19 protein-coding genes are annotated in these 19,420 nt (G+C 73.3%); 5 read left to right on the top strand and 14 right to left on the bottom strand.

Annotated elements, in window-relative coordinates; genetic code table 11:
* Positions 1-267: 267 nt before the first annotated feature.
* The 3 genes from C4U03_RS01370 (at position 268) to C4U03_RS01360 (ending at position 1,783) form a co-directional block, all read left to right on the top strand.
* Entirely contained in the window at positions 268-567 is a 300-nt protein-coding gene (locus C4U03_RS01370; RefSeq protein ID WP_103936259.1) for a chorismate mutase, read from the top strand.
* An 83-nt stretch (positions 568-650) separates the two neighbouring features.
* On the top strand, positions 651-1,475 hold the full coding sequence (locus tag C4U03_RS01365) for an AzlC family ABC transporter permease (protein WP_103935745.1): 825 nt from the start codon (positions 651-653) through the stop codon (positions 1,473-1,475).
* The gene (locus C4U03_RS01360; protein WP_103935744.1) at positions 1,472-1,783 is read left to right on the top strand and encodes an AzlD domain-containing protein; all 312 of its coding nucleotides are present in this window, start codon (positions 1,472-1,474) and stop codon (positions 1,781-1,783) included. Before C4U03_RS01365 ends, C4U03_RS01360 begins: the two co-directional genes overlap by 4 nt.
* 38 nt (positions 1,784-1,821) lie before the next feature.
* On the opposite strand, the gene C4U03_RS01355 is transcribed toward C4U03_RS01360, so the two are convergent.
* The 4 genes from C4U03_RS01355 to C4U03_RS01340 all read right to left on the bottom strand — a co-directional run bounded on the left by C4U03_RS01355 (position 1,822) and on the right by C4U03_RS01340 (position 4,391).
* The gene (locus C4U03_RS01355; protein ID WP_103935743.1) at positions 1,822-2,751 is read right to left on the bottom strand and encodes an RluA family pseudouridine synthase; all 930 of its coding nucleotides are present in this window, start codon (positions 2,749-2,751) and stop codon (positions 1,822-1,824) included.
* Positions 2,748-3,497 (bottom strand): signal peptidase II, encoded by a 750-nt coding sequence (gene lspA, locus C4U03_RS01350; protein WP_200826954.1) that lies wholly within the window; start codon positions 3,495-3,497, stop codon positions 2,748-2,750. Before lspA ends, C4U03_RS01355 begins: the two co-directional genes overlap by 4 nt.
* A complete protein-coding gene (locus C4U03_RS01345; protein ID WP_235017625.1) occupies positions 3,470-3,850 on the bottom strand; it encodes a TraR/DksA family transcriptional regulator in 381 nt (126 codons plus the stop codon). Before C4U03_RS01345 ends, lspA begins: the two co-directional genes overlap by 28 nt.
* A 268-nt stretch (positions 3,851-4,118) precedes the next feature.
* Positions 4,119-4,391, bottom strand: a complete 273-nt coding sequence (locus tag C4U03_RS01340; RefSeq protein ID WP_103935740.1) for a DUF167 domain-containing protein — start codon at positions 4,389-4,391, stop codon at positions 4,119-4,121.
* A 325-nt stretch (positions 4,392-4,716) separates the two neighbouring features.
* Between C4U03_RS01340 and ileS the strand changes: the two genes are divergently transcribed.
* Both ileS and C4U03_RS01330 read left to right on the top strand, forming a co-directional pair.
* Positions 4,717-7,932 (top strand): isoleucine--tRNA ligase, encoded by a 3,216-nt coding sequence (ileS, locus tag C4U03_RS01335; protein ID WP_103936258.1) that lies wholly within the window; start codon positions 4,717-4,719, stop codon positions 7,930-7,932.
* Positions 7,933-8,154: 222 nt separating this feature from the next.
* Complete coding sequence (locus C4U03_RS01330) at positions 8,155-8,838, top strand: DUF1707 SHOCT-like domain-containing protein (protein ID WP_327372253.1); 684 nt, start codon at positions 8,155-8,157, stop codon at positions 8,836-8,838.
* Between the two features lie 26 nt (positions 8,839-8,864).
* On the opposite strand, the gene C4U03_RS01325 is transcribed toward C4U03_RS01330, so the two are convergent.
* The 10 genes from C4U03_RS01325 to ftsW form a co-directional block, all read right to left on the bottom strand.
* Positions 8,865-10,028 (bottom strand): prolipoprotein diacylglyceryl transferase, encoded by a 1,164-nt coding sequence (locus C4U03_RS01325; RefSeq protein ID WP_103935738.1) that lies wholly within the window; start codon positions 10,026-10,028, stop codon positions 8,865-8,867.
* A 132-nt stretch (positions 10,029-10,160) separates the two neighbouring features.
* Positions 10,161-11,072 carry a DivIVA domain-containing protein gene (locus C4U03_RS01320; RefSeq protein WP_103935737.1) on the bottom strand — a complete coding sequence of 304 codons (912 nt, stop codon included), beginning with the start codon at positions 11,070-11,072 and terminating at the stop codon, positions 10,161-10,163.
* Positions 11,073-11,147: 75 nt separating this feature from the next.
* Positions 11,148-11,435: a YggT family protein gene (locus C4U03_RS01315; protein WP_103935736.1), complete on the bottom strand. Its 288-nt coding sequence runs from the start codon at positions 11,433-11,435 to the stop codon at positions 11,148-11,150.
* A 21-nt stretch (positions 11,436-11,456) separates the two neighbouring features.
* Positions 11,457-11,990, bottom strand: a complete 534-nt coding sequence (locus C4U03_RS01310; RefSeq protein WP_103935735.1) for a cell division protein SepF — start codon at positions 11,988-11,990, stop codon at positions 11,457-11,459.
* A 102-nt stretch (positions 11,991-12,092) separates the two neighbouring features.
* A complete protein-coding gene (locus C4U03_RS01305) occupies positions 12,093-12,794 on the bottom strand; it encodes a YggS family pyridoxal phosphate-dependent enzyme (protein ID WP_103935734.1) in 702 nt (233 codons plus the stop codon).
* Positions 12,795-12,834: 40 nt separating this feature from the next.
* Positions 12,835-14,307 (bottom strand): cell division protein FtsZ, encoded by a 1,473-nt coding sequence (gene ftsZ / locus C4U03_RS01300; RefSeq protein WP_200826953.1) that lies wholly within the window; start codon positions 14,305-14,307, stop codon positions 12,835-12,837.
* 467 nt (positions 14,308-14,774) lie between these two features.
* Positions 14,775-15,440: a cell division protein FtsQ/DivIB gene (locus C4U03_RS01295; protein ID WP_235017558.1), complete on the bottom strand. Its 666-nt coding sequence runs from the start codon at positions 15,438-15,440 to the stop codon at positions 14,775-14,777.
* 162 nt (positions 15,441-15,602) lie between these two features.
* Positions 15,603-17,018 carry a UDP-N-acetylmuramate--L-alanine ligase gene (murC, locus tag C4U03_RS01290; protein WP_103935732.1) on the bottom strand — a complete coding sequence of 472 codons (1,416 nt, stop codon included), beginning with the start codon at positions 17,016-17,018 and terminating at the stop codon, positions 15,603-15,605.
* Entirely contained in the window at positions 17,015-18,106 is a 1,092-nt protein-coding gene (gene murG / locus C4U03_RS01285; protein ID WP_103935731.1) for an undecaprenyldiphospho-muramoylpentapeptide beta-N-acetylglucosaminyltransferase, read from the bottom strand. The genes murC and murG overlap by 4 nt, the downstream gene beginning before the upstream one ends.
* A 56-nt stretch (positions 18,107-18,162) precedes the next feature.
* Positions 18,163-19,419, bottom strand: coding sequence for a putative lipid II flippase FtsW (ftsW, locus tag C4U03_RS01280; RefSeq protein ID WP_103935730.1), 1,257 nt, complete (start codon positions 19,417-19,419; stop codon positions 18,163-18,165).
* Position 19,420: the final 1 nt, after the last annotated feature.

Here is a 19,420-nt window from a genome sequence, read left to right as displayed (position 1 = left end):
TGAGACATAGGGGGTGGAAGTTGGCAGAGGGAGGACCTCTTCCTTAGGGTGGACCCGTGGATCGACGCTATTTCGGGTTTACCCCGCCGGCTCCGGACGAGCCGGTCGGCGCCCCCTGAGCGACGATCCCCGGAGCCGGCCGAGCAGAGTCCCGTAGGGGCTCTGCTTTTTCTTTTGGCCGGTCATCCCCGTCGCGGGCCGCCGGCCATCGCGGAGAGAGGACACACGATGCGCACGGTGGAATCGGCGACCGACGCCGCAGACCCGATGGTGCGGCTGCCCTTGACGCGGGAGGTGAGGTCCCTGCAGGAGGCACGGGCCGCCATCGACGAGGTGGACGCCGCGCTGGCCCTGCTGCTGGCCCGGCGGGCCGAGCTGGCCGGGGCGGTGCAGCGGCTCAAGCCGGTGGGCGGCTTCGCCGGGCGCGACCCGCACCGTGAGCGTCAGATCGTCGAGGCCATGGCACGGCGGGCGCCCGCGCTGGGCGTCGACCGGCTGGCCCGCATCATGAACGCGGTGATCGAGGCCGGGCTGGAGGCCGCCGAGGACGCGCGGGAGGCCCGTTGACGGCCCGACCGGGCCACCGCACGAGCCCCGGCACCGCGACGTCCGGACCCGGCCGCGGAGAGGGCTCACCTCCCCCGGCCTCCGTGCGTCCCGCCGTGCGCGACGGGCTGGGGGTCGGCATCTCGGTCGGCGTCTCCGGGCTGGCGTTCGGCGCCGCCGCGGTGACCGCGGGCCTGTCGGTGGCGCAGGCGTGCGTGCTGAGCCTGCTGGCGTTCACCGGTGCCTCGCAGTTCGCGCTGATCGGGGTGGTCGGCGGGGGCGGCAACCTGGTGGCCGGCACGCTCGGCGCGGTGCTGCTGGGCGCCCGCAACGGGCTCTACGGGCTGCGGCTGGCCGGGATGCTGCGGGTGCGGGGCTGGCGGCGGCTGCTGTCCGCCCACGTGGTGATCGACGAGACCACGGCGGTGGCGACCGGCCAGCCCGACGACCGCTCGGCCCGCGCCGGGTTCTACACCACCGCGGTGAGCCTGTACCTGGCCTGGAACCTCAGCACGCTGGCGGGGGCGGTGGGCGCGGCCCGGATCGGCGATCCGCGGACGTTCGGCCTGGACGTGCTGGGCCCGGCGGTCTTCCTGGCGCTGCTGTGGCCGAGGCTGACGGCGGGCCGGGCCGAGGCGCGGGTGGCAGTGGCCGCCGCCGTACTCGCGATCGCCGCCACTCCCCTACTGCCGCCGGGGGTGCCGGTGATGCTCGCCGCCGTGGCGGCCCTGGCCGGGCTGCGCGCACCCGCCCGCGATAGAACGGCCGACGGAACGACCGGCGGAACGACCGGCGAGATGGTCGGCGGGGCGGCCGGTGGTGAAACGGCCGCGGAGACCGCCGGTGACGCAAGCACCGGTAGCGGGACGGGCGATGCCGAGGCCGCCGGCGGGACGGCTGGTGAGGGACGAAAGGGGCTCGGCGCGTGAACACCTGGATCGCCGTGCTGGCGACCGCCGCCGGCTGCTACGCCCTCAAACTGGGCGGGCTGGTCACCCCGCAGCGGATCCTGGAGGACCCGAGGGTACGCCGCTTCACCGAGCTGGTGCCGGTGGCGCTGCTGACCGCGCTGGTGGCCGTGCAGACCTTCGCCGCCGGCCGGGCGCTGGAACTGGACGCGCCCCGGCTGGCCGGTCTCGGCGCGGCCGTGGCCGCCCTGCTGCTGCGCGCCCCGTTCCTGGTGGTGCTGGTCATCGCCGCCGGCACTGCAGCCCTGCTGCGGCTGCTGACCGGCTGAGGCCCCGGTCCGGGCTCCGCCGGCTCGGTGGTCCCGGCTCAGTAGTCCTCGGCGACCCGCTCCAGGGAGCGGGCGAGATCGTCGGGATAGGGGCTCTCGAACTCCATCCACTCGCCCGCCGTCGGATGCTCGAAACCCAGCCGGACCGCGTGCAGCCACTGGCGGGTGACCCCGAGCCGCGCCGACAGCGTCGGGTCCGCCCCGTACAGCAGGTCGCCCACGCACGGGTGCCGGATCGCCGACATGTGCACCCGGATCTGGTGGGTGCGGCCCGTCTCCAGGTCGATCTCCAGCAGGCTGGCCGCCCGGAACGCCTCCAGGGTGTCGTAGTGGGTGACCGAGGGCCGCCCTCCGGCGACCACCGCGAACCGGCCGTCCCCGGAGGGATGCCGGTCGATCGGCGCGTCCACGGTGCCGCGGAACGGATCGGGGTGCCCCTGGACCAGCGCGTGGTAGCGCTTGTCGACCCGGCGCTCCTTGAAGGCCCGCTTCAGCCGGGAGTAGGCCACCTCGCTCTTGGCGACGACCATGGCGCCGGTGGTGTTGGCGTCCAGCCGGTGCACGATGCCCTGCCGCTCGGCCGCGCCGCTGGTGGCCACGGTGTGCCCGGCGCCCAGCAGCCCGCCGACCACGGTCGGCCCCGTCCAGCCCGTGGTGGGATGTGCGGCCACCCCGGTCGGCTTGCTCACCACCACGATGTCGTCGTCCTCGTACAGGATCGCCATGCCCGGCACCGGCTCGGCCACCGGCCGCGGCGGGGCGGGCGGGGGCGGCAGCGTCACCTCCAGCCAGCCGCCGCCGTGCACCCGGTCGGACTTGGCCACCGTCCGGCCGTCCAGCAGCACGTCACCGGCCGCGATGATGTCGGCAGCCCGGCTGCGCGACAGCCCGAACAGCCTGGCCAGCGCCGCGTCCACCCGTTCGCCCTCAAGTCCGTCCGGGACCGGGAGGCTGCGTACGTCCGTCATGGCTCCTTCCGCCGCTCCTTGTCGGCGCCGCGGTCCGCGGCGGCGTCCCCGGCACCGCCCTCGACGGCGTTCCCGGCGGCGTCCCCGGCGGCGTCCCTGGTGGCGTCCCCGGCACCGCCCTCGGCGGCGTTCCCGGCGGCGTCCTTGGTGGCATCCGCGTCATCGGCGCTGTCGCCGGCGTCCGTGTCGCCCACCCGCGTGCCGTCCAGTTGCAGGCCCCGGCCGGCCAGTAGCACCGCCAGGATGCCGCCGCACACGATCGCCGAGTCGGCCACGTTGAACACCGGGAAGTACGGCAGCTCGATCCAGTCCACCACATGGCCCTCCATCGGGGAGGGGGCGCGCAGCAGCCGGTCGGTCAGGTTGCCGGTGGCACCGCCCAGCAGCAGCCCCAAGCTGATCGCCCACGGCAGGCTGCGCAGGTTACGGGCGGTACGCAAGATCGCCACCACCACCCCGAGGGCGATGGTGGTGAACACGATCGTCAGCCCGGTGCCGATGGAGAAGGCCGCGCCGCTGTTGCGGGTCACCCGCAGGGTCAGCAGCCCGTCGAGCAGCTCGATGGGTGTACGGCCTTCCAGCCGCGCCACCACGAGGACCTTGGTGATCGCGTCCAGGGTCAGCGCGGTCAGCGCCACCGCGATCAGCACGCCGATACGGCGCGGCCGAGGGAACCCGCCGGGGCCCTCGGCTGCGCTCTGGGAGTCTTGGGCGTCGTTCAGCGACGCTCCTCGCGTGTTTTGCATGGTACACATAGGGTCGCACGAGGAAAGGCCTGCAGGCGCGCCTTGCCGATGGGCTTGCCGCACGACTCACAGATCCCGTATGTGCCAGCGTCCATCCGGGCGATCGCCCGCTCACTCTGCGCCAGCAGGTCCCGGGAGTTGTGGGCGAGCGCCATCTCGTGCTCGCGGGCATAGGTCTTGGCCCCGGTGTCGGCCTGGTCGTCGCCGGCCCCGTCGCTGGTGTCGCCCTCGGCGATCTGCGTCTCGGCAGCGAGGATCTCCGCCCGCAGGGCCTTGATCTCCCCGTCCAGGCGGGTGCGCACCTCGGCGAGCTCGGTTTCCGTCCAGCGCTCCTCGTCACCGCGGACCGGCAGTTCGGCGGCCTGGGCGGTGGCGTGGTCGGCGCCCGCCCGCGCGGAGTCCTTGGCACCCGCCGACCGGACGGCGGACCGGCGCCGCTTGGCCGGGGACGTGCGCTCGGCCACCTCGCCGGAGGAGGCCGGCTCTCCCCTCGTGCCGGCCATTCCGGTCCCTCTCGCGCTGGGCTTCTCTACGGGCAGTGCGGGCACTATAGGTCTCCTTCTACCGGGCGGCGAACGACCGACCTGATGACAGGCCGCATATGTGCCCACCAGCCGGTCCTCAGGAACCTCGCAACCCGTTGATCTTTTCCCTGATCGCGGCCTCGTCCCCGGTCACCTCCACCACCTTGTCGCGGCCGGTGGCCCCGCTGACCAACTGCACGTCGCGGCGCCGCACCCCCAGCGCGTCGGCCACCGCGCGCAGCGCCGCCTCAGTCGCCTTCCCCTCCACCGGCCGGGCCGTCACCTTCACCACCAGCGCGTCGCCGTACACCCCGCCGACCCTGGTCCGCGACGCGCCGGGCCCGACCCGGATCGCCACCCGAACGGCCAACCGCCACCTCCCGCATGCGCCCCGGCACCGATATCGGGGAGAGTTCACCCCGCAAGTGCAGTATCGTCGCTTACGGCAGTCTCACAGGCAGGGCCTTGATGGGGACACCTGCCGCCGTACGCAGCCATGAGCGATCCGGGGACGGTGCGAGCCCGGAGGCGTGCCCGGCGGTCTGATCACCCCGGAGCCGCCGGAAGAACCACCTTCGGGTCCAGTAGAACCGGCAGCCGAGACTCGAATGAAGAGGGCCGTGCCCACCTCGGGCGCGGTCAAGGGAGGGTGGTACCGCGGGGCCCGCAGGGCGAGCCTCGTCCCTCCGGTCCACATGAGGTTTTCTTGTGCCGTACCGGAGGTTCCCGCAGTGAGCCGTCAGTTCAGGGCGCTGCCCGCGCAGGTCGATCTGCCCGCCCTGGAGCGGGAGATGCTGCGCCGCTGGCAGGACGACAAGGTCTTCGAGCGGTCGCTGGAGCGCACCGCGCAGGGCCCGCGCTGGGTGTTCTACGAGGGCCCGCCCACCGCCAACGGAATGCCCGGCGTCCACCACGTGGAGGCCCGGGTCTTCAAGGACGTCTTCCCCCGCTTCAAGACCATGAAGGGCTTCCACGTCCCCCGCAAGGCCGGCTGGGACTGCCACGGCCTGCCGGTCGAGGTCGCGGTGGAGAAGGAGCTCGGGCTGTCCGGCAAGCAGGACATCGAGCGGTACGGCGTCGCCGAGTTCAACGCCCGCTGCCGCGAGTCGGTGCTGCGCCACGTGGACGCCTTCGAGACGATGACCGAGCGGATGGGCTACTGGGTCGACATGTCCCAGGCCTACCGCACCATGGACGCCGACTACGTCGAGGCCGTCTGGTGGTCGCTCAAGGTCATCTTCGACAAGGGCCTGCTGGTGCGCGACCACCGCATCAGCCCTTACTGCCCGCGCTGCGGCACCCCGCTGTCGGACCACGAGCTGGGCCAGCCCGGCGGCTACGAGACCGTCGTGGACCCGTCGGTGACCGTCCGGTTCCCGCTCACCTCCGGCCCGCTGGCCGGCCGCGCCGCCCTGCTGGTGTGGACGACCACCCCGTGGACGCTGGTGTCCAATACCGCCGTGGCCGTCAACCCTGACGTGACGTACCTGGTCGCCACCAACGGCGCCGAGTCGGTCGTGGTCGCCGAGCCGCTGCTGGAGAAGGTCCTCGGTGAGGGCTGGGAGACGATCCAGCGGCTGCCCGGCACCGAGCTGGTCGGCCTGACCTACCGGCGGCCGTTCGACCTGGTGGAGATCCCGGACGCGCACCGGGTGATCGCCGCCGACTTCGTGACCACCGAGGACGGCACCGGCATGGTCCACCTGGCGCCCGCGTTCGGCGCCGACGACTTCGCCGCCTGCCGCGCCCACGACCTGCCGGTGGTCAACCCGATCCGACCCGACGGCCGCTTCGAGGCCACGGTGCCGCTGGTCGGCGGGACGTTCTTCAAGGACGCCAACGAACCGCTGCTGAAGGACCTGCAAAAGCGGGGCCTGCTGTTCCGCGGCGAGGACTACGAGCACAGCTACCCGCACTGCTGGCGCTGCCACACGGCGCTGCTCTACTACGCGCTGCCCGCCTGGTACATCAAGACCACCCAGATCAAGGACCGGCTGCTGGCGGAGAACGCCGCCACCAACTGGTTCCCCGAAACGGTCAAGGAGGGCCGGTACGGGGAGTGGCTGCGCAACAACGTCGACTGGTCGCTGTCGCGCAGCCGCTACTGGGGCACCCCGCTGCCGCTGTGGGTGTGCGAGGACGACCACGTGACGGCCGTGGGCTCGCTCAAGGAGCTGGGCGAGCACGCCGGGCGCGACCTGTCCGCCCTGGACCCGCACCGCCCGTACGTGGACGACGTGACCTTCGGCTGCCCACAGTGCGGCAAGGAGGCCCGGCGGGTGCCCGACGTCATCGACGCCTGGTACGACTCCGGCTCGATGCCATTCGCGCAGTGGGGCGCCCCCTACAAGAACCAGGACGTGTTCGAGTCCTCGTACCCGGCGCAGTACATCTGCGAGGCCCAGGACCAGACCCGCGGCTGGTTCTACTCGCTGATGGCGGTCGGCACGCTGGTGTTCGACAGGTCCTCCTACGAGAACGTGCTGTGCCTGGGCCTGATCCTGGCCGAGGACGGCCGCAAGATGAGCAAGCACCTGGGCAACGTGCTGGAGCCGATCCCGCTGATGGACCGGCACGGCGCCGACGCGCTGCGCTGGTTCATGGCCTCCAGCGGCCTGCCGTGGGCCGCCCGCCGCGTGGGCCACGCCGCGCTGGAGGAGATCGTCCGCAAGGTCCTGCTCACCTACTGGAACACCGCCTCCTTCCTCGTCCTGTACGCCAACGCGGCCGCCTCGGGCGAGGGGGGCGCGTGGACGCCGGAGCGGATGGGCCAGGCGCCCGCCCCGGCCGACCGGCCGCTGCTGGACCGCTGGGCGCTGGCCGAGCTGCACCGTACCGTCCGTGAGGTGGACGCGGCGCTGGAGCAGTTCGACACCGCCCGCGCCGGGCGCCGCCTGGCCGAGTTCGTCGACGACCTGTCCAACTGGTACGTGCGGCGGTCACGGCGGCGGTTCTGGGAAGGGCCGCAGACCCCGGACGGCGCGTCGGCGTTCGCCACCCTGTACGAGTGCCTGGAGACCCTGACCCGGCTGATGGCGCCGCTGGTGCCGTTCATCACCGACTACGTGTGGGACGTCATCCGGCCCGCCGACGCCCCCGCCTCGGTGCACCTGGCCGACTGGCCGCAGGTCCGCGAGGACCTGCTGGACGAGGAGCTGACCGCGCACATGGCCCTGGTGCGGCGGCTGGTGGAGCTGGGCCGGGCCGCCCGCGCCTCCAGCGGGGTCCGCACCCGGCAGCCGCTCGGCCGTGCCCTGGTGGGCGCCCCCGGCTGGGCGTCGCTGCCGGACGAGCTGCGCGCCCAGATCGCCGACGAGCTCAACGTCGAGCACTTCGAGGACCTGTCGGCGATCGGCGGGGACCTGGTCGAGTACGAGGTCAAGCCCAACTTCCGGGCCTTGGGCGGGCGCTACAAGAAGGACGCGCCCAAGGTCGCCAAGGCGGTGACCGGGGCCGATGCCGCCGGGCTGGTCACGGCGCTGCGGGCGGACGGCACGGTCACCCTGCCGGTCGCCGAGGTCGGCGAGGTGGTGCTGGGCCCCGACGACGTGATCGTCACCGAGCGTCCGCGCAGCGGCTGGGCGGTGGAGAGCGCGGCCGGCGAGACCCTCGCCCTGGACCTGGCCATCACCCCCGAGCTGCGCCGCGCCGGGCTGGTGCGGGAGGTGATCCGGCTGGTCCAGGACGCCCGCAAGTCCACCGGCCTGGAGGTCACCGATCGGATCGAGCTGTGGTGGCGGGCCGAGGGCGCCACCGCCGCCGACCTCGCCGAGACCCTGCGCGCGCACGGCGGGCAGATCGCCGCCGAGGTGCTGGCCGTCTCGATGCGGGAGGGCGACCCGGCCGAGCCGCTGCCCGCCCAGCGGGACGAGGAGCTCGGCCTGGTGTTCCACCTGCGCAAGGCGGGCTGAACCGGACGCAGCACAGGTTGACCGGGCGCAACGCGGGTTGAACCGGACGCAGCACGGGTTGGACCGGGCGCGAGACGGGCTGGACCTGGTGCGAGACGGGTTGGACCGGGCGGCGTACGGACGCGCCGTGCCGCGCCTTCGGGGGCGGCACGGCGCGTCGTGTCCCGGACCGGACGGCTGGAGCGCTTTGTCGAGATGCATCGTGTTTGCGATGATGGTCGGGTGGACTCCCCCGAGACTTCATCCCGGCCGGCACAGCGCCCGGCCGTCGCGCCCGAATCGCCCGCACCGCACTCCGCTCCGCCCGCCGGTCCCGCCGCGATGCGGGCGTCCGACGCCGATCGCGACCGGGTCGCCGACCGGCTGCGCGAGGCGCTGGCCGAGGGCCGGCTGACACCGGCCGAGCACGCCGAACGCATCGACGCCGTCTACGAGGCCAGGACCTACGCTGAGCTGGCCCCGCTGGTGGCGGACCTGCCGGACGCCGGGGAGCCGATCGGCCCCCTGCCGGACCCGCAGCCGCAGCCCCGCGTCCGGCTCGACAAGGAGCCGTCGCTGCCGGCACCGCGCCGCGAGTCAACGAGCATCGTGGCCGTCTTCGGCGGCGCCGACCGCCGGGGCCGGTGGCTGGTCGAGCCGGACACCAGCGTGCTGGCCGCCTTCGGCGGGGTGGATCTGGACTTCCGGCAGGCGGTGCTGAGCCGCCGCGAGGTGCACCTCACCGTGACCTGTCTGTTCGGCGGTGTCACGCTCAAGGTGCCGCCGGGTGTCAGGGTGATCAACTCGATCTCGGCCGTCTTCGGGGGCGTCTCGACGCCCGAAGACGACGCCTTCGACGCCGACGCCCCGGTGATCCGGCTGAGCGGGGTGGCGCTCTTCGGCGGGGTGGACGTCAAGCGCAAGTAGTCCCCGGCTGCACGGCGGGCGGCGCGTCAGTCGCGGGCGTGCGCCTTGTCGGGCTGGCAGACCAGGCAGGGGGTGCAGCCGCGGGCCCGCGCCTCCGACAGGGGCAGCGCCTGGAGTTCCTCGGTCTCGTCGCCGATGTCCTCGATGAGCGCGCAGTCGGAGCGGTGGAAGCGCTTGGTGCCGCTGAGGATGCGGACCTGCGGGTCGGAGCCCGCGGAGGGCGCCGGGGCGGTCTGTGCATCGCCGGCAATGTCACTGGCCGGTTCCGAAGCCGCCTGCTCGGCCACGGTGGGCTTCGCGGTGGACCGGGCGGCGGTGTCGCGGCTCCCGTCCTGCGAGGACGCCGGAGGGGACCAGGCGGACGGCACCGTGCTCGGTGCCGCCGGGGCGGGGGCGGTGGGCGCGGATTCGCCCGGCCCGGGCCGTGTGGCGGAGTCGGTGGGAACGTCGGGCTTGGTCAGCACTGCGGTGGTGCCGCTCCCGGCGTCCTTGCCGGGCCCGCGCTCCTGCTCGGCCGTCCCGTCCTGCCGCTCGGCCTCGCTGTCGGCGGCGGCTTGGGCGGTCCTGGAGCCCTTGGTGGTCTTGGAGCCCTTAGCACCCTTGGTGCCCTTGGCGTCTTCGGCGCTCTTGGCGTCGTGCTCGGCGGACTGTGCCGCTGACGCGGCGCGTGCCGCGAGCACGGTGTCGGGCATGCAGGCGGTGCAGGGGCTGAACCCTTCCTCCCGGGCCTCGACGTAGGTGAGCTCCTCGGTGCCGCGGCCGGCGACCTGGCGGCAGCTGGCCAGGTGGTAGCGCTTGCGCCCGGGGATGACGTGCACCAGCGCCTCGTCGGGCACCCGTGCGGGCTGGGCGGCGCCGGTCGCGACCGGCGCGGTGTCGGCGGCCCGTGCCGTGGCGGGCGCCGGAGTCTGCCGGCCCGGCTTGCGCCCGGCCTTCTTGCGGCCCTTGCGGCCCTTGGCCCTCGCAGTGCGCGCCGGGGAGGCGCCCGTACCGAACAGCAGCTCCCTGCGCCGCAGGAAGACGCCGACGATCAGGCACAGCGCCGACACGATGCTGACCGCGATCGAGATGTAGATCATCATCAGCGCGTCGACGCCGAGCACCTGTGCTCCGGCCTCGTCCCCGGCCACGATGCCCGCCACCAGCAGGCCGATGGCCACGACCACCAGGACGCCACTCAGGATGATCACTGGGTCCCACTCTCTACAGGCAGCCCGAGGCGCCTGGGTCTACCGCCGGTCCGCGCAGCGCCGCGCGAATGGCCTCGCTGCCATTCGCGGCGCGGCGATGATCCCAAGACACTATCGCTCAGGCGACGGGCGTCAACGCCTGTCGTGGGGCGGATTGTCGGCCGTGTGGAAGGCTCCCGTGGTGGAGTGCTGGGCGTGCTGCACGTGCTGGGCGGGCTCGGCCGGCGGCGGGAACGGCGCGGGGCCGGTCGTGGTGGGCGCCGGGGCCGGTTGCGGCTGGCCGTTGCGGGCGTCCGGGTGCGAGATGACCTGCTGCGGCCCGGTCTGCGGTCCTCCCGTGCCGGGAACCCCCGTGCCGAAGGGTCCCGCCTCGGTGGCGCCTATCTCCAGCTCCCGCAGCTGGCCCTCCAGATAGACCTTCAGCCGGCTGCGGTACTCGCGCTCGAACGCGCGCAGGTGGTCCACCTCGCGCTCGAGCTCCTCGCGCTGCTGCACCAGCGAGCCCATCACCTGGCGGTGCCGGTCCTGGGCGTCGCGGTCGAGCGCCTCGGCGCGCGAGCGGGCCTCGCCGACGATCTGCTCGGCCTGCCGACGGGCCTTGCCGACGATCTCCTCGGCCTCGCGGCGCGCGCGGCCCAGCGTCTCGTCGGCCTCCCGGCGGGCGTCGGCGATCGCCTGGTCGGCGGTCTGCTGCGCCAGCGCCAGCACCCGGGCGGCGGTGTCCATGTTGTCCTCACCGCTGGGCGCGGGCATGCCCAGGGAGCCGAGGGCGGGCTCGGGCTCGGGCTTGGGCTCGGGTCGCGGCGGCTCGGGCACCGGGGGCAGGTCCGGCTTGGGCTCGACGATCGGAGCGGCCATCGCCGGCACCTTGCCGCGCAGGCACTCGGCCAGCTTGGCGCGCAGCTCCTCGTTCTCCTGGATGAGGCGGTCGAGCTCGGCCTCGACCTCGTCGAGGAAGGCGTCCACCTCCTCCTCGTCGTAGCCCGGCCTGAGCCGGGTGGTACTGAACTGCTTGTTCCGCACGTCAGCGGGTGTGAGCGGCATGTCGTCTCCTTGGCGCGCTTGGAGTCTGTCCCAAAGGACGGTATCCGATCAGAGCTCCCGGACGAAGATGATCATTTAGACCAGCCCCCCTATGAAGATGATCAAGATGTAGACCACAAGGAAGAGCACCGTGAAGCTGAGGTCTAGTGCCACGTTACCCAGCCGAACGGGCGGGATGAAACGTCTCAGCAGTTTCAGTGGCGGATCGGTGATGGTGTAGGTGATCTCCGCCACCACCAGGAGCACCCCTCTGGGCTGCCATGACCGGGCGAACGACTGCAGCACCTCCAGGATCAGCCTCCCAATCAGGAACAGGAGGAAGATCCATAGCACCGTGGTCAACACGGTGACGACGATGTTCACGTGCGCTCTCTCATGTGGCCGTCAGCTTTGGTTGAAGAATCCTCGTTCTGCCATCCGGGCCTTGTCCTCGGCCGTCACCTCGACGTTGGCGGGTGTCAGCAGGAACACCTTGTTCGTAACACGATCGATGCTCCCGTGCAGGCCGAATATGAGACCTGCCGCGAAGTCGACCAGACGTTTGGCGTCACTGTCGCTCATCTCGGTCAGGTTCATGATCACCGGGGTGCCCTCACGGAAGTGCTCCCCGATGATCCTGGCCTCGTTGTAGGTCCTGGGATGCAGGGTAGTGATGCGCGCAAGGTCTGACGAACCGGACTCGTAAAGGGCCACGGAGCGTCGGTCGGGCGGTGACGGGGCGTGATGATCGCGATCCCGGTCCGGGCCGTCCTCGGCTCGGGTAAGCTGGCCGCCGGACTCCTCGGAGCGACGCCGGCCGTGATCGGCCGTTTCGTCGTCGTAGACGTCGTACTCGTCGTAGTCGTCGTACTTATCGTCGTAGCGGTCGTCCTCAACCAGGCCGAGGTAGACCGCCATCTTGCGCATCGCGCTGGCCATACGCCCCTCCGTCGTCCTGTGGGTGCCGCGCCTGGCGGACGGCCGCTGCTCGGACAGTAGCTGAATGCGGCCCCGCCCCGGGCAGGGACCACTGTGGGGACATTACCTGACGATTGCGTCCCGGCCGCCGAGCAACGCCGTACCGATCCGCAGGTGTGTCGCGCCACACGCGACCGCCTGCTCCAGATCCTCGCTCATCCCGGCCGAGACGGCCGTGGCGGCCGGGTGCGCGGCGCGCACCGCGGCGGCGACCTCCGCCAGCCGGGCGAACGCCGGGGCCGGGTCCGCGCCCAGCGGCGCCACGGCCATCACGCCGCCGAGCTCCAGGCCCTCGGACGCGGCGATCAGGTCGGCCAGTTCCGGCACCTGCCCGGGGGCCGCGCCACCCCGGCCCCCGGGACGCTCGTCCAGGGACACCTGCACCAGGCAGCGCAGCGTCCGGCCGGCCCGCAGCGCGCCGGCCGACAGCGCCGTCACCAGCCGGGAGCGGTCCACCGAATGCACCACGTCGGCGTAGGCGGCCACCGCGCGGGCCTTGTTGGTCTGCAGTTGCCCGACGAAATGCCAGGTCAGTGAGAGGTCGGCGCACTCGGCCGCCTTGGGCGCGGCCTCCTGGTCGCGGTTCTCTCCCACGTCGGTGATCCCGAGTCCGGCCAGCAGCCGCACGTCGGAGGCGGGGAAGGTCTTGGTTACCGCGATCAGCGTAATCTCGGCGGGGTCCCGGCCGGCCGCGGCGCAGGCCGCCGCGACGCGTGCGCGGACCCCGGCCAGATTGGCCGCCAGCTCGTCCTCGCGGGCGCTCATGGCACCCGCGGGAACGTCCGGCCCCGGGGGGAGGCGTCCACTACTTCAGGAAGTCGGGGACGTCGAGGTCGTCGTCAGGCTCGTCGAAGACGACCGGACGGCGGCGCGGGCCGGTGCCACCATCGCTCTCCGGGGCGTGCATCCGGGCCGGGGGCTGCTCCGGCGGCGTGCGGGGCCGCGGGGGCACGGCGGCGCCGGGGTCCCGTTCCGCCTTGGCCTGGCCGGAGCCGGCCGCCGCGTCGGAGGCGGCCGGGCGTGTCGCGTCGTCCTTGGCGGACGAGGGCTCGGCGGCGGACGCGTCGCCGGAGCCGGCGCCCGGCTCCCGGGCGGCGGAGGTCTCCTCGCGGGCGGGCGCCGGGGCGGGCTGCGCCGGCGCGGACTGCGGGGCCGCGGCGGCCTGGGCGACCGACTGGTGGCCCGACGGCGGCGCGGCGGGCGGGTCGGTCCGGCCGACCCTGGTCGGGATGGGGTTGCCCTGCGCCGTGCCCGGACCCGGGGCGGTGGAAGAACGGTTCGCCGACGCCGGAAGCCTGCGGGTGTCCGCCCCCGGCGCCGGCTTAGTAGGGCGGCCCTCGTCGAACCCCGCGGCGATCACGGTGACCCGGACCTCGTCGCCGAGCGCGTCGTCGATGACCGCGCCGAAGATGATGTTGGCGTCGGGGGCGGCGGCGTTGGACACCAGCTGGGCCGCCTCATTGATCTCGAACAGTCCCAGGTCCGAGCCGCCGGAGATGGACAGCAGCACCCCGTGCGCCCCGTCGATGCTGGCCTCCAGCAGCGGACTGGAGATCGCCATCTCGGCCGCGGCCACGCTGCGGTCGTCGCCGCGCGCCGAGCCGATGCCCATCAGCGCCGAGCCGGCCCCGCTCATCACCGACTTGACATCGGCGAAGTCCAGGTTGATCAGGCCCGGGGTGGTGATCAGGTCGGTGATGCCCTGCACACCGGACAGCAGCACCTGGTCGGCGGCCTTGAACGCATCCAGCACGCTGACCTGGCGGTCGGAGATGGATAGCAGCCGGTCGTTGGGGATGACGATGAGGGTGTCGACCTCGTCGCGCAGGGTCTCGATGCCCGCCTCGGCCTGCATCGCCCGGCGCTTGCCCTCGAAGCTGAAGGGCCGGGTGACCACGCCGATGGTCAGCGCGCCCAGCGACCGGGCGATGTTGGCCACCACCGGCGCCCCGCCGGTCCCCGTGCCGCCGCCCTCGCCGGCGGTCACGAACACCATGTCGGCGCCCTTGAGGACCTCCTCGATCTCCTCGCGGTGGTCCTCGGCGGCCTTGCGGCCCACGTCGGGGTTGGCCCCGGCGCCGAGCCCGCGGGTGAGTTCGCGGCCGACGTCGAGCTTGACATCGGCATCGCTCATCAGCAGCGCCTGGGCGTCGGTGTTGATCGCGATGAACTCCACGCCCTTGAGGCCCTCTTCGATCATCCGGTTGACGGCATTGACGCCGCCGCCGCCGATGCCGACGACCTTGATGACCGCGAGGTAGTTCTGCGGTGCTGCCACGACGAGGGGCCTTTCCGCTCGTTCTGTCCGGCTGGCCGGGGGGCTTCGGGTGAAGCCGCACACCGGCCCGCGCGATGTTACTGACCTGGTCTTGTGATCCGTGATGGGTGCCCGGGGCCGCCCGTCAACCCTCACCCTCAAGTTGAGGGTTAGACTTATGTCAACCTGAAGGCTGATACGGACAGTAGGGGCGGGTCACCGCCAGGGTCAACTAACCCCCCGCGAAGTGAACCGGCGTGTCGCGGTGGGCCGGGGTTGCCCCGGTCGGCGCATATCGCCCGACTGCCCCTCGGATCACCCGTGCGGTCGGCCATCCCGGTCCCCTCCCCTCCACGACACGGCGGCGCGCCGGGACGGCGCGCCTGCGATCCTCCAAGACTGCCCCATATCGCGGCGCCCATACCCGCCGACACACACGGCGGCACCGGATCGCCGGTGTGATCCTTTGCCTACCGGGCCGCCGGAGCTCATCGGGTGGTCACCACCTCGGGCGAACTGACGTCGATGGTGCCGGCCGCCCGCCCCGCCGCCGACCGCCGCAGCGCGTCCACCAACCGGGCCTTCTCCGCGGCGCGCCCGGGGGCGCCCCACACCACCGTCAGCGGATCGCCGTCGGCCCCGCCGGGCCGGGCGCCGCCCAGCCGCAGGGTGACCGACTCGGGGCTGGGGGCATCGACGGCGGTCAGCCGCCGCGACAGCTCTGCCGGCAGTTCCCCGACGACCTGCAGCGCGGCGGTGGTGGCCGGGTCGTCCGGGCCGGGCGCGGCCACCGTCAGCAGCGGCAGCGATGCCGGCCGCCGCGCCGAGTCGACCACGGTCATGGCGAACCGGTCCAGCTGGTGGAAGCGCCCGGAGCGCTCCACGGCCACCAGCGGCACCCGCTCGCGCACCTCGATGCGCACCGTACCCGGCCAGACCCGCTCGACCCGGGCCGACTCCACCTCGCGAACGCCCTGCACCCGGTCGCGGACGGCGGCGGTGTCCAGCCTGACCATCGGCAGGCCCAGCGTGATCCGGGCCGCGGCGACCACCCGGTCGCGGGGCGCCAGATGGGTGCCGGAGACCTCCACGTGCCGCACCACGAGCAGCTTGGAGCCCAGCAGCACCCAGGCGACCGCCGCCAGCACGGCCACCACCAGCAGTGTCGCCAGGACCGGTTTCCACCGCCTGGGGCCGCGCGGGGCCGGGGTGTCCGCACCCGTCCGCCGCCTCGTCGGCGGCTGTGCCGTGACCTCGATGTCGACCTCCCCTCCACGGCCGGACCGGGAGACTTCGGCCCCGGCGGGCCGGGCCGTTCAGCCCAGCCGGGCCAGGATCAGCGGGCCCAGCGCAGTCACGTCCCCCGCGCCGAGCGTGATGACCAGGTCGCCGGGGCGGGCCAGGCCCGCCACCACCGCGGGCACCTCGTCCCAGACCGGGACGTACTCGACCCGGGTGCCGTCCGGGACGGCGTCGGCGATCAGCCGGCCGCTCACCCCGGGCTCGGGGTCCTCGCGGGCACCGTACACGTCCAGCACCACCGCCACGTCGGCCAGCCCCAGGGCCTGGCCGAACTCGGCTGCGAAGAACCGGGTGCGGCTGTAGAGGTGCGGCTGGAACACCGCCACGATCCGGCCGGCCCGCCCCTCGGCGGCCAGTTGCCCGACGTAGTCGCGGGTCGCCCGCAGGTCGGCGGTCAGCTCGGTCGGGTGGTGGGCGTAGCTGTCGAACACCTGGACCCCGCCGGCCTCGCCCTTGCGCTCCAGCCTGCGCATCGACCCGGTGAAGGAGGCCAGTCCCTCCCGCACGGTCGCGAAGTCGTGGCCCAGTAGCTGCGCCACGGCCACGGCGGCGGTGGCGTTGTGGGCGTAGTGCCGCCCCGGCACCCCCAGGGTCAGCTCGCCCAGGCCCTCGATCTCGAAACGCGAGCCCAGGCCGCGCGGGCTGAACCCGGTGACGCGCAGGTCGGCGTCGGCCGCCTCACCGTAGGTCAGCACGGTCAGCCCGCGCCCGCGGGCGCCGTCGGCCAGCTCGCGGGCGACCGGGTCGTCGGCCGAGGCCACCAGCGCGCCGCCGGGCCCCACCCGCTCCACGAAGCGGGCGAAGTTCTCCTTGACCTGCTCGAAGGCCCCGTAGTTGTCGAGGTGGTCGGCCTCGACGTTGGTCACCACCGCGATGTGCGGGCGGTAGCGCAGGAACGAGCCGTCGCTCTCATCGGCCTCGGCCACGAAGACGTCGCCGGTGCCGTCGTCGGCGCCCAGCCCGGTGGTGACCAGCTGCCCGCCGATGCAGTAGGCGGGGTCGGCGCCCGCGTGCTGCAGCACGACGGTGAGCATCGAGGTCGTGGTGGTCTTGCCGTGTGTGCCGGCAACCGCCACCGCCCGGCGCCCCGTCATCAGCGCCGCCAGCGCCTCGGAACGGTGCAGCACCCGCAGGCCGCGCTCGCGCGCCGCCTGCAGTTCGGGGTTGTCCTCCCGGATGGCGGTGGACACCACCACGGTGTCGGCGTCGCCGAGGTGCTCGGCGGCGTGCCCCACGAAGACCTCAGCGCCCAGGGACGCCAGGTGCGCCAGCATCTCCGAGTCCCTGGCGTCGCTGCCGGAGACGGCGATGCCGCGCCGCAGCATGATCCGGGCGATCCCCGACATGCCGGCACCGCCGATGGCGATGAAGTGGGCGTGCTTGATCGCCTCACCGCCGTTCTCCCCGCCCGGCCCGGCGGCCCGGCTCATCGGGACCGGGTCCCGGCGACGACCTCGTGGACCAGCCGGGCCAGCGCCACATCGGCGTCGCGGCGGCCCATCCGGGCGGCCGCCTCCGACATCTGGGCGACCCGGGCCGGGTCGCCCAGCACGGGCAGCAGGTTGGCGTGGATCCACTCGGGGCTCAGCTCGGCGTCGTCGACCAGCAGGCCGCCGCCGGCCGCCACGATCGGCTCGGCGTTCAGCCGCTGCTCGCCGTTGCCGTGCGGCAGCGGCACGTACGCCGCGGGCAGGCCGACGGCAGCCAGCTCGGCGCAGGTCATCGCGCCGGACCGGCACATCGCCATGTCGGCGGCGGCGTACGCCAGGTCCATCCGGTCGCAGTACGGCAGCGTCACGTACTGCGGACCGCCGGCGGCCGGCTCGGGCTCCTCGGTGTTCTTGGGGCCCACGATGTGCAGCACCTGGATGCCCGCCGCGCGGAACGCCGGGGCGGCGGCCACCGCGGCCCGGTTGAGCGAGCGGGCGCCCTGCGAGCCGCCGAAGATCAACAGGGTCGGCAGGTCCGGCAGCAGCCCGAAGTAGGAGCGGGCCTTGTCGCCCACCGCCAGCCGGTCCAGGGTGGCGATGTCGCGGCGCAGCGGGATCCCGACGAACCTGGCGTGCGGCAGCGGCGAGTCGGCGTGCGAGACGGCGACGTCCTCGGTGAACCGGGCGCCCAGCCGGTTGGCCAGGCCGGGCCGCGGGTTGGCCTCGTGCACGATGATCGGCACACGGCGCTTGCGGGCGGCCAGGTAGCCGGGGGTGGCCACATAGCCGCCGAAGCCGACCAGCACGTCGGCCTGCACCCGGTCCAGCACCGCGGCGGCCGCGTTGATGGCCCCGCGCAGCCGGCCCGGGACGGTCAGCAGCCGGGGGGTCAGCGTGCGCGGCAGCGGCACCGGCGGGATCAGGGCGAGGTCGTAGCCGCGCTGCGGGACCAGGCGGGTCTCCAGGCCCCGCTCGGTGCCCAGGCAGGTGATCCCGACGCTCGGATCCTCGCGGCGCAGCGCGTCGGCGAGGGCGAGGGCGGGCTCAATGTGTCCAGCGGTCCCGCCGCCGGCCAGGACAACCCTCATGCTCGAGTACGCCTCCTTGACGTGATGGTGAAAACCCTACGGTGAATGCGCGGCCTCTAACGCCGGGTCAGACCCAGCCAGCTTAGGGCGCGCACGGCCGGCCCGGGACCCCGTGCGGCCAGTGCCTGCCGCGCACCCGGCTCGCGTTGCGCGAACGCCAGCAGCATGCCGAGCGCGACCAGGGTGGGGATCAACGCCGATCCTCCGTAGGAGACCAGCGGCAGCGGGATGCCCGTGATGGGCAGCACGCCGATCACCGCCCCGATGTTGACGATCGCCTGGACCGACAGCCATCCGGTGACCGCCGCCGCGGCCAGCCGCATAAACGGGTCCCTGACCCGCCGGGCGATCCGCAGGCCGGCGTAGGCCAGCAGGCCGAACAGGCCCAGCACGACGAGGGTACCGACCAGGCCCAGCTGTTCTCCGACGATCGCGAAGATGAAGTCGGTCTCGGCGTGCGGCAGGAACCCCCACTGGGCGCGGCCCTCCCCCAGCCCGGTGCCGAACCAGCCGCCGGAGGCGATCGCCAGCAGCCCCTGGGTGCCCTGGTAGCGCACGCCCAGCGGGTCGCCGGAGGAGTCCAGGAAGCCGGTCAGCCGCTGCATGCGGTACGGCTCCACCACGATCAGGATGGCCACCAGCAGCCCGATCAGCCCGGTCATGCCGACGAACAGCCGGCTGGGGGCACCCACCACCCACAGCAGCGTCAGGAAGATCGTCAGCAGCACCAGGGTGGTGCCCAGGTCGTCGCCCAGCATCACCAGCAGCACCACCGCCCCGGCGCCGGGCAGCAGCGGGATGAGCAGCGTCCGCCAGTCGGTGAGCTCGCCGAGCCGCTCGCGGCGGGCCATCAGGTCCGCGCCCCACAGCACCAGGCCCAGCTTGGCCGGCTCCGACGGCTGGATCTGGAACGCTCCCAGATCGATCCAGCGGGTGGCGCCCCAGGCGGTGGTGCCCAGCCCCGGGACCAGTACGATCACCAGGCCGATGACCGACAGCAGCAGCAGCGGGTAGGCCAGCGCCCGGAAGGTGCGCGGCGGCAGCCTGGCCGCCAGCCACATGGCCGGCAGCCCGATCCCGATCCACATGGCCTGCTTCTGGAACAGCGTGAACGCCGATCCGGTCTGCTCCAGCTGCTCGACGTTGGAGGAGGCCAGCACCATCGTCAGGCCGAGCGCCAGCAGCAGCATCGAGCAGCCCAGCACCAGGTAGTAGGAGGTCAGCGGGCGGTCCAGCAGCCCGACCACAGCGGCGAACTGCGCACGCGGCCCCGGCCGGCCCGCACCGTTCCCCTCCGCGGGAAGGGAGGTCATC

Source organism: Thermomonospora echinospora, from assembly GCF_900108175.1.
GTDB classification, from domain to species: domain Bacteria; phylum Actinomycetota; class Actinomycetes; order Streptosporangiales; family Streptosporangiaceae; genus Thermomonospora; species Thermomonospora echinospora.
This window is presented reverse-complemented; position numbering and strand designations above follow the sequence as displayed.

Excerpts from the sequence above, each read along its gene's own strand:
- C4U03_RS01305 (WP_103935734.1), bottom strand. The coding sequence starts at position 12,794 with ATGAGCGCCCGCGAGGACGAGCTGGCGGCCAATCTGGCCGGGGTCCGC.
- C4U03_RS01370 (WP_103936259.1), top strand. The coding sequence starts at position 268 with ATGGTGCGGCTGCCCTTGACGCGGGAGGTGAGGTCCCTGCAGGAGGCA.
- ileS (WP_103936258.1), top strand. The coding sequence starts at position 4,717 with ATGAGGTTTTCTTGTGCCGTACCGGAGGTTCCCGCAGTGAGCCGTCAG.
- murG (WP_103935731.1), bottom strand. The coding sequence starts at position 18,106 with ATGAGGGTTGTCCTGGCCGGCGGCGGGACCGCTGGACACATTGAGCCC.
- lspA (WP_200826954.1), bottom strand. The coding sequence starts at position 3,497 with ATGCAAAACACGCGAGGAGCGTCGCTGAACGACGCCCAAGACTCCCAG.
- C4U03_RS01310 (WP_103935735.1), bottom strand. The coding sequence starts at position 11,990 with ATGGCCAGCGCGATGCGCAAGATGGCGGTCTACCTCGGCCTGGTTGAG.
- murC (WP_103935732.1), bottom strand. The coding sequence starts at position 17,018 with ATGAGCCGGGCCGCCGGGCCGGGCGGGGAGAACGGCGGTGAGGCGATC.
- ftsW (WP_103935730.1), bottom strand. The coding sequence starts at position 19,419 with ATGACCTCCCTTCCCGCGGAGGGGAACGGTGCGGGCCGGCCGGGGCCG.
- C4U03_RS01320 (WP_103935737.1), bottom strand. The coding sequence starts at position 11,072 with ATGCCGCTCACACCCGCTGACGTGCGGAACAAGCAGTTCAGTACCACC.
- C4U03_RS01355 (WP_103935743.1), bottom strand. The coding sequence starts at position 2,751 with ATGACGGACGTACGCAGCCTCCCGGTCCCGGACGGACTTGAGGGCGAA.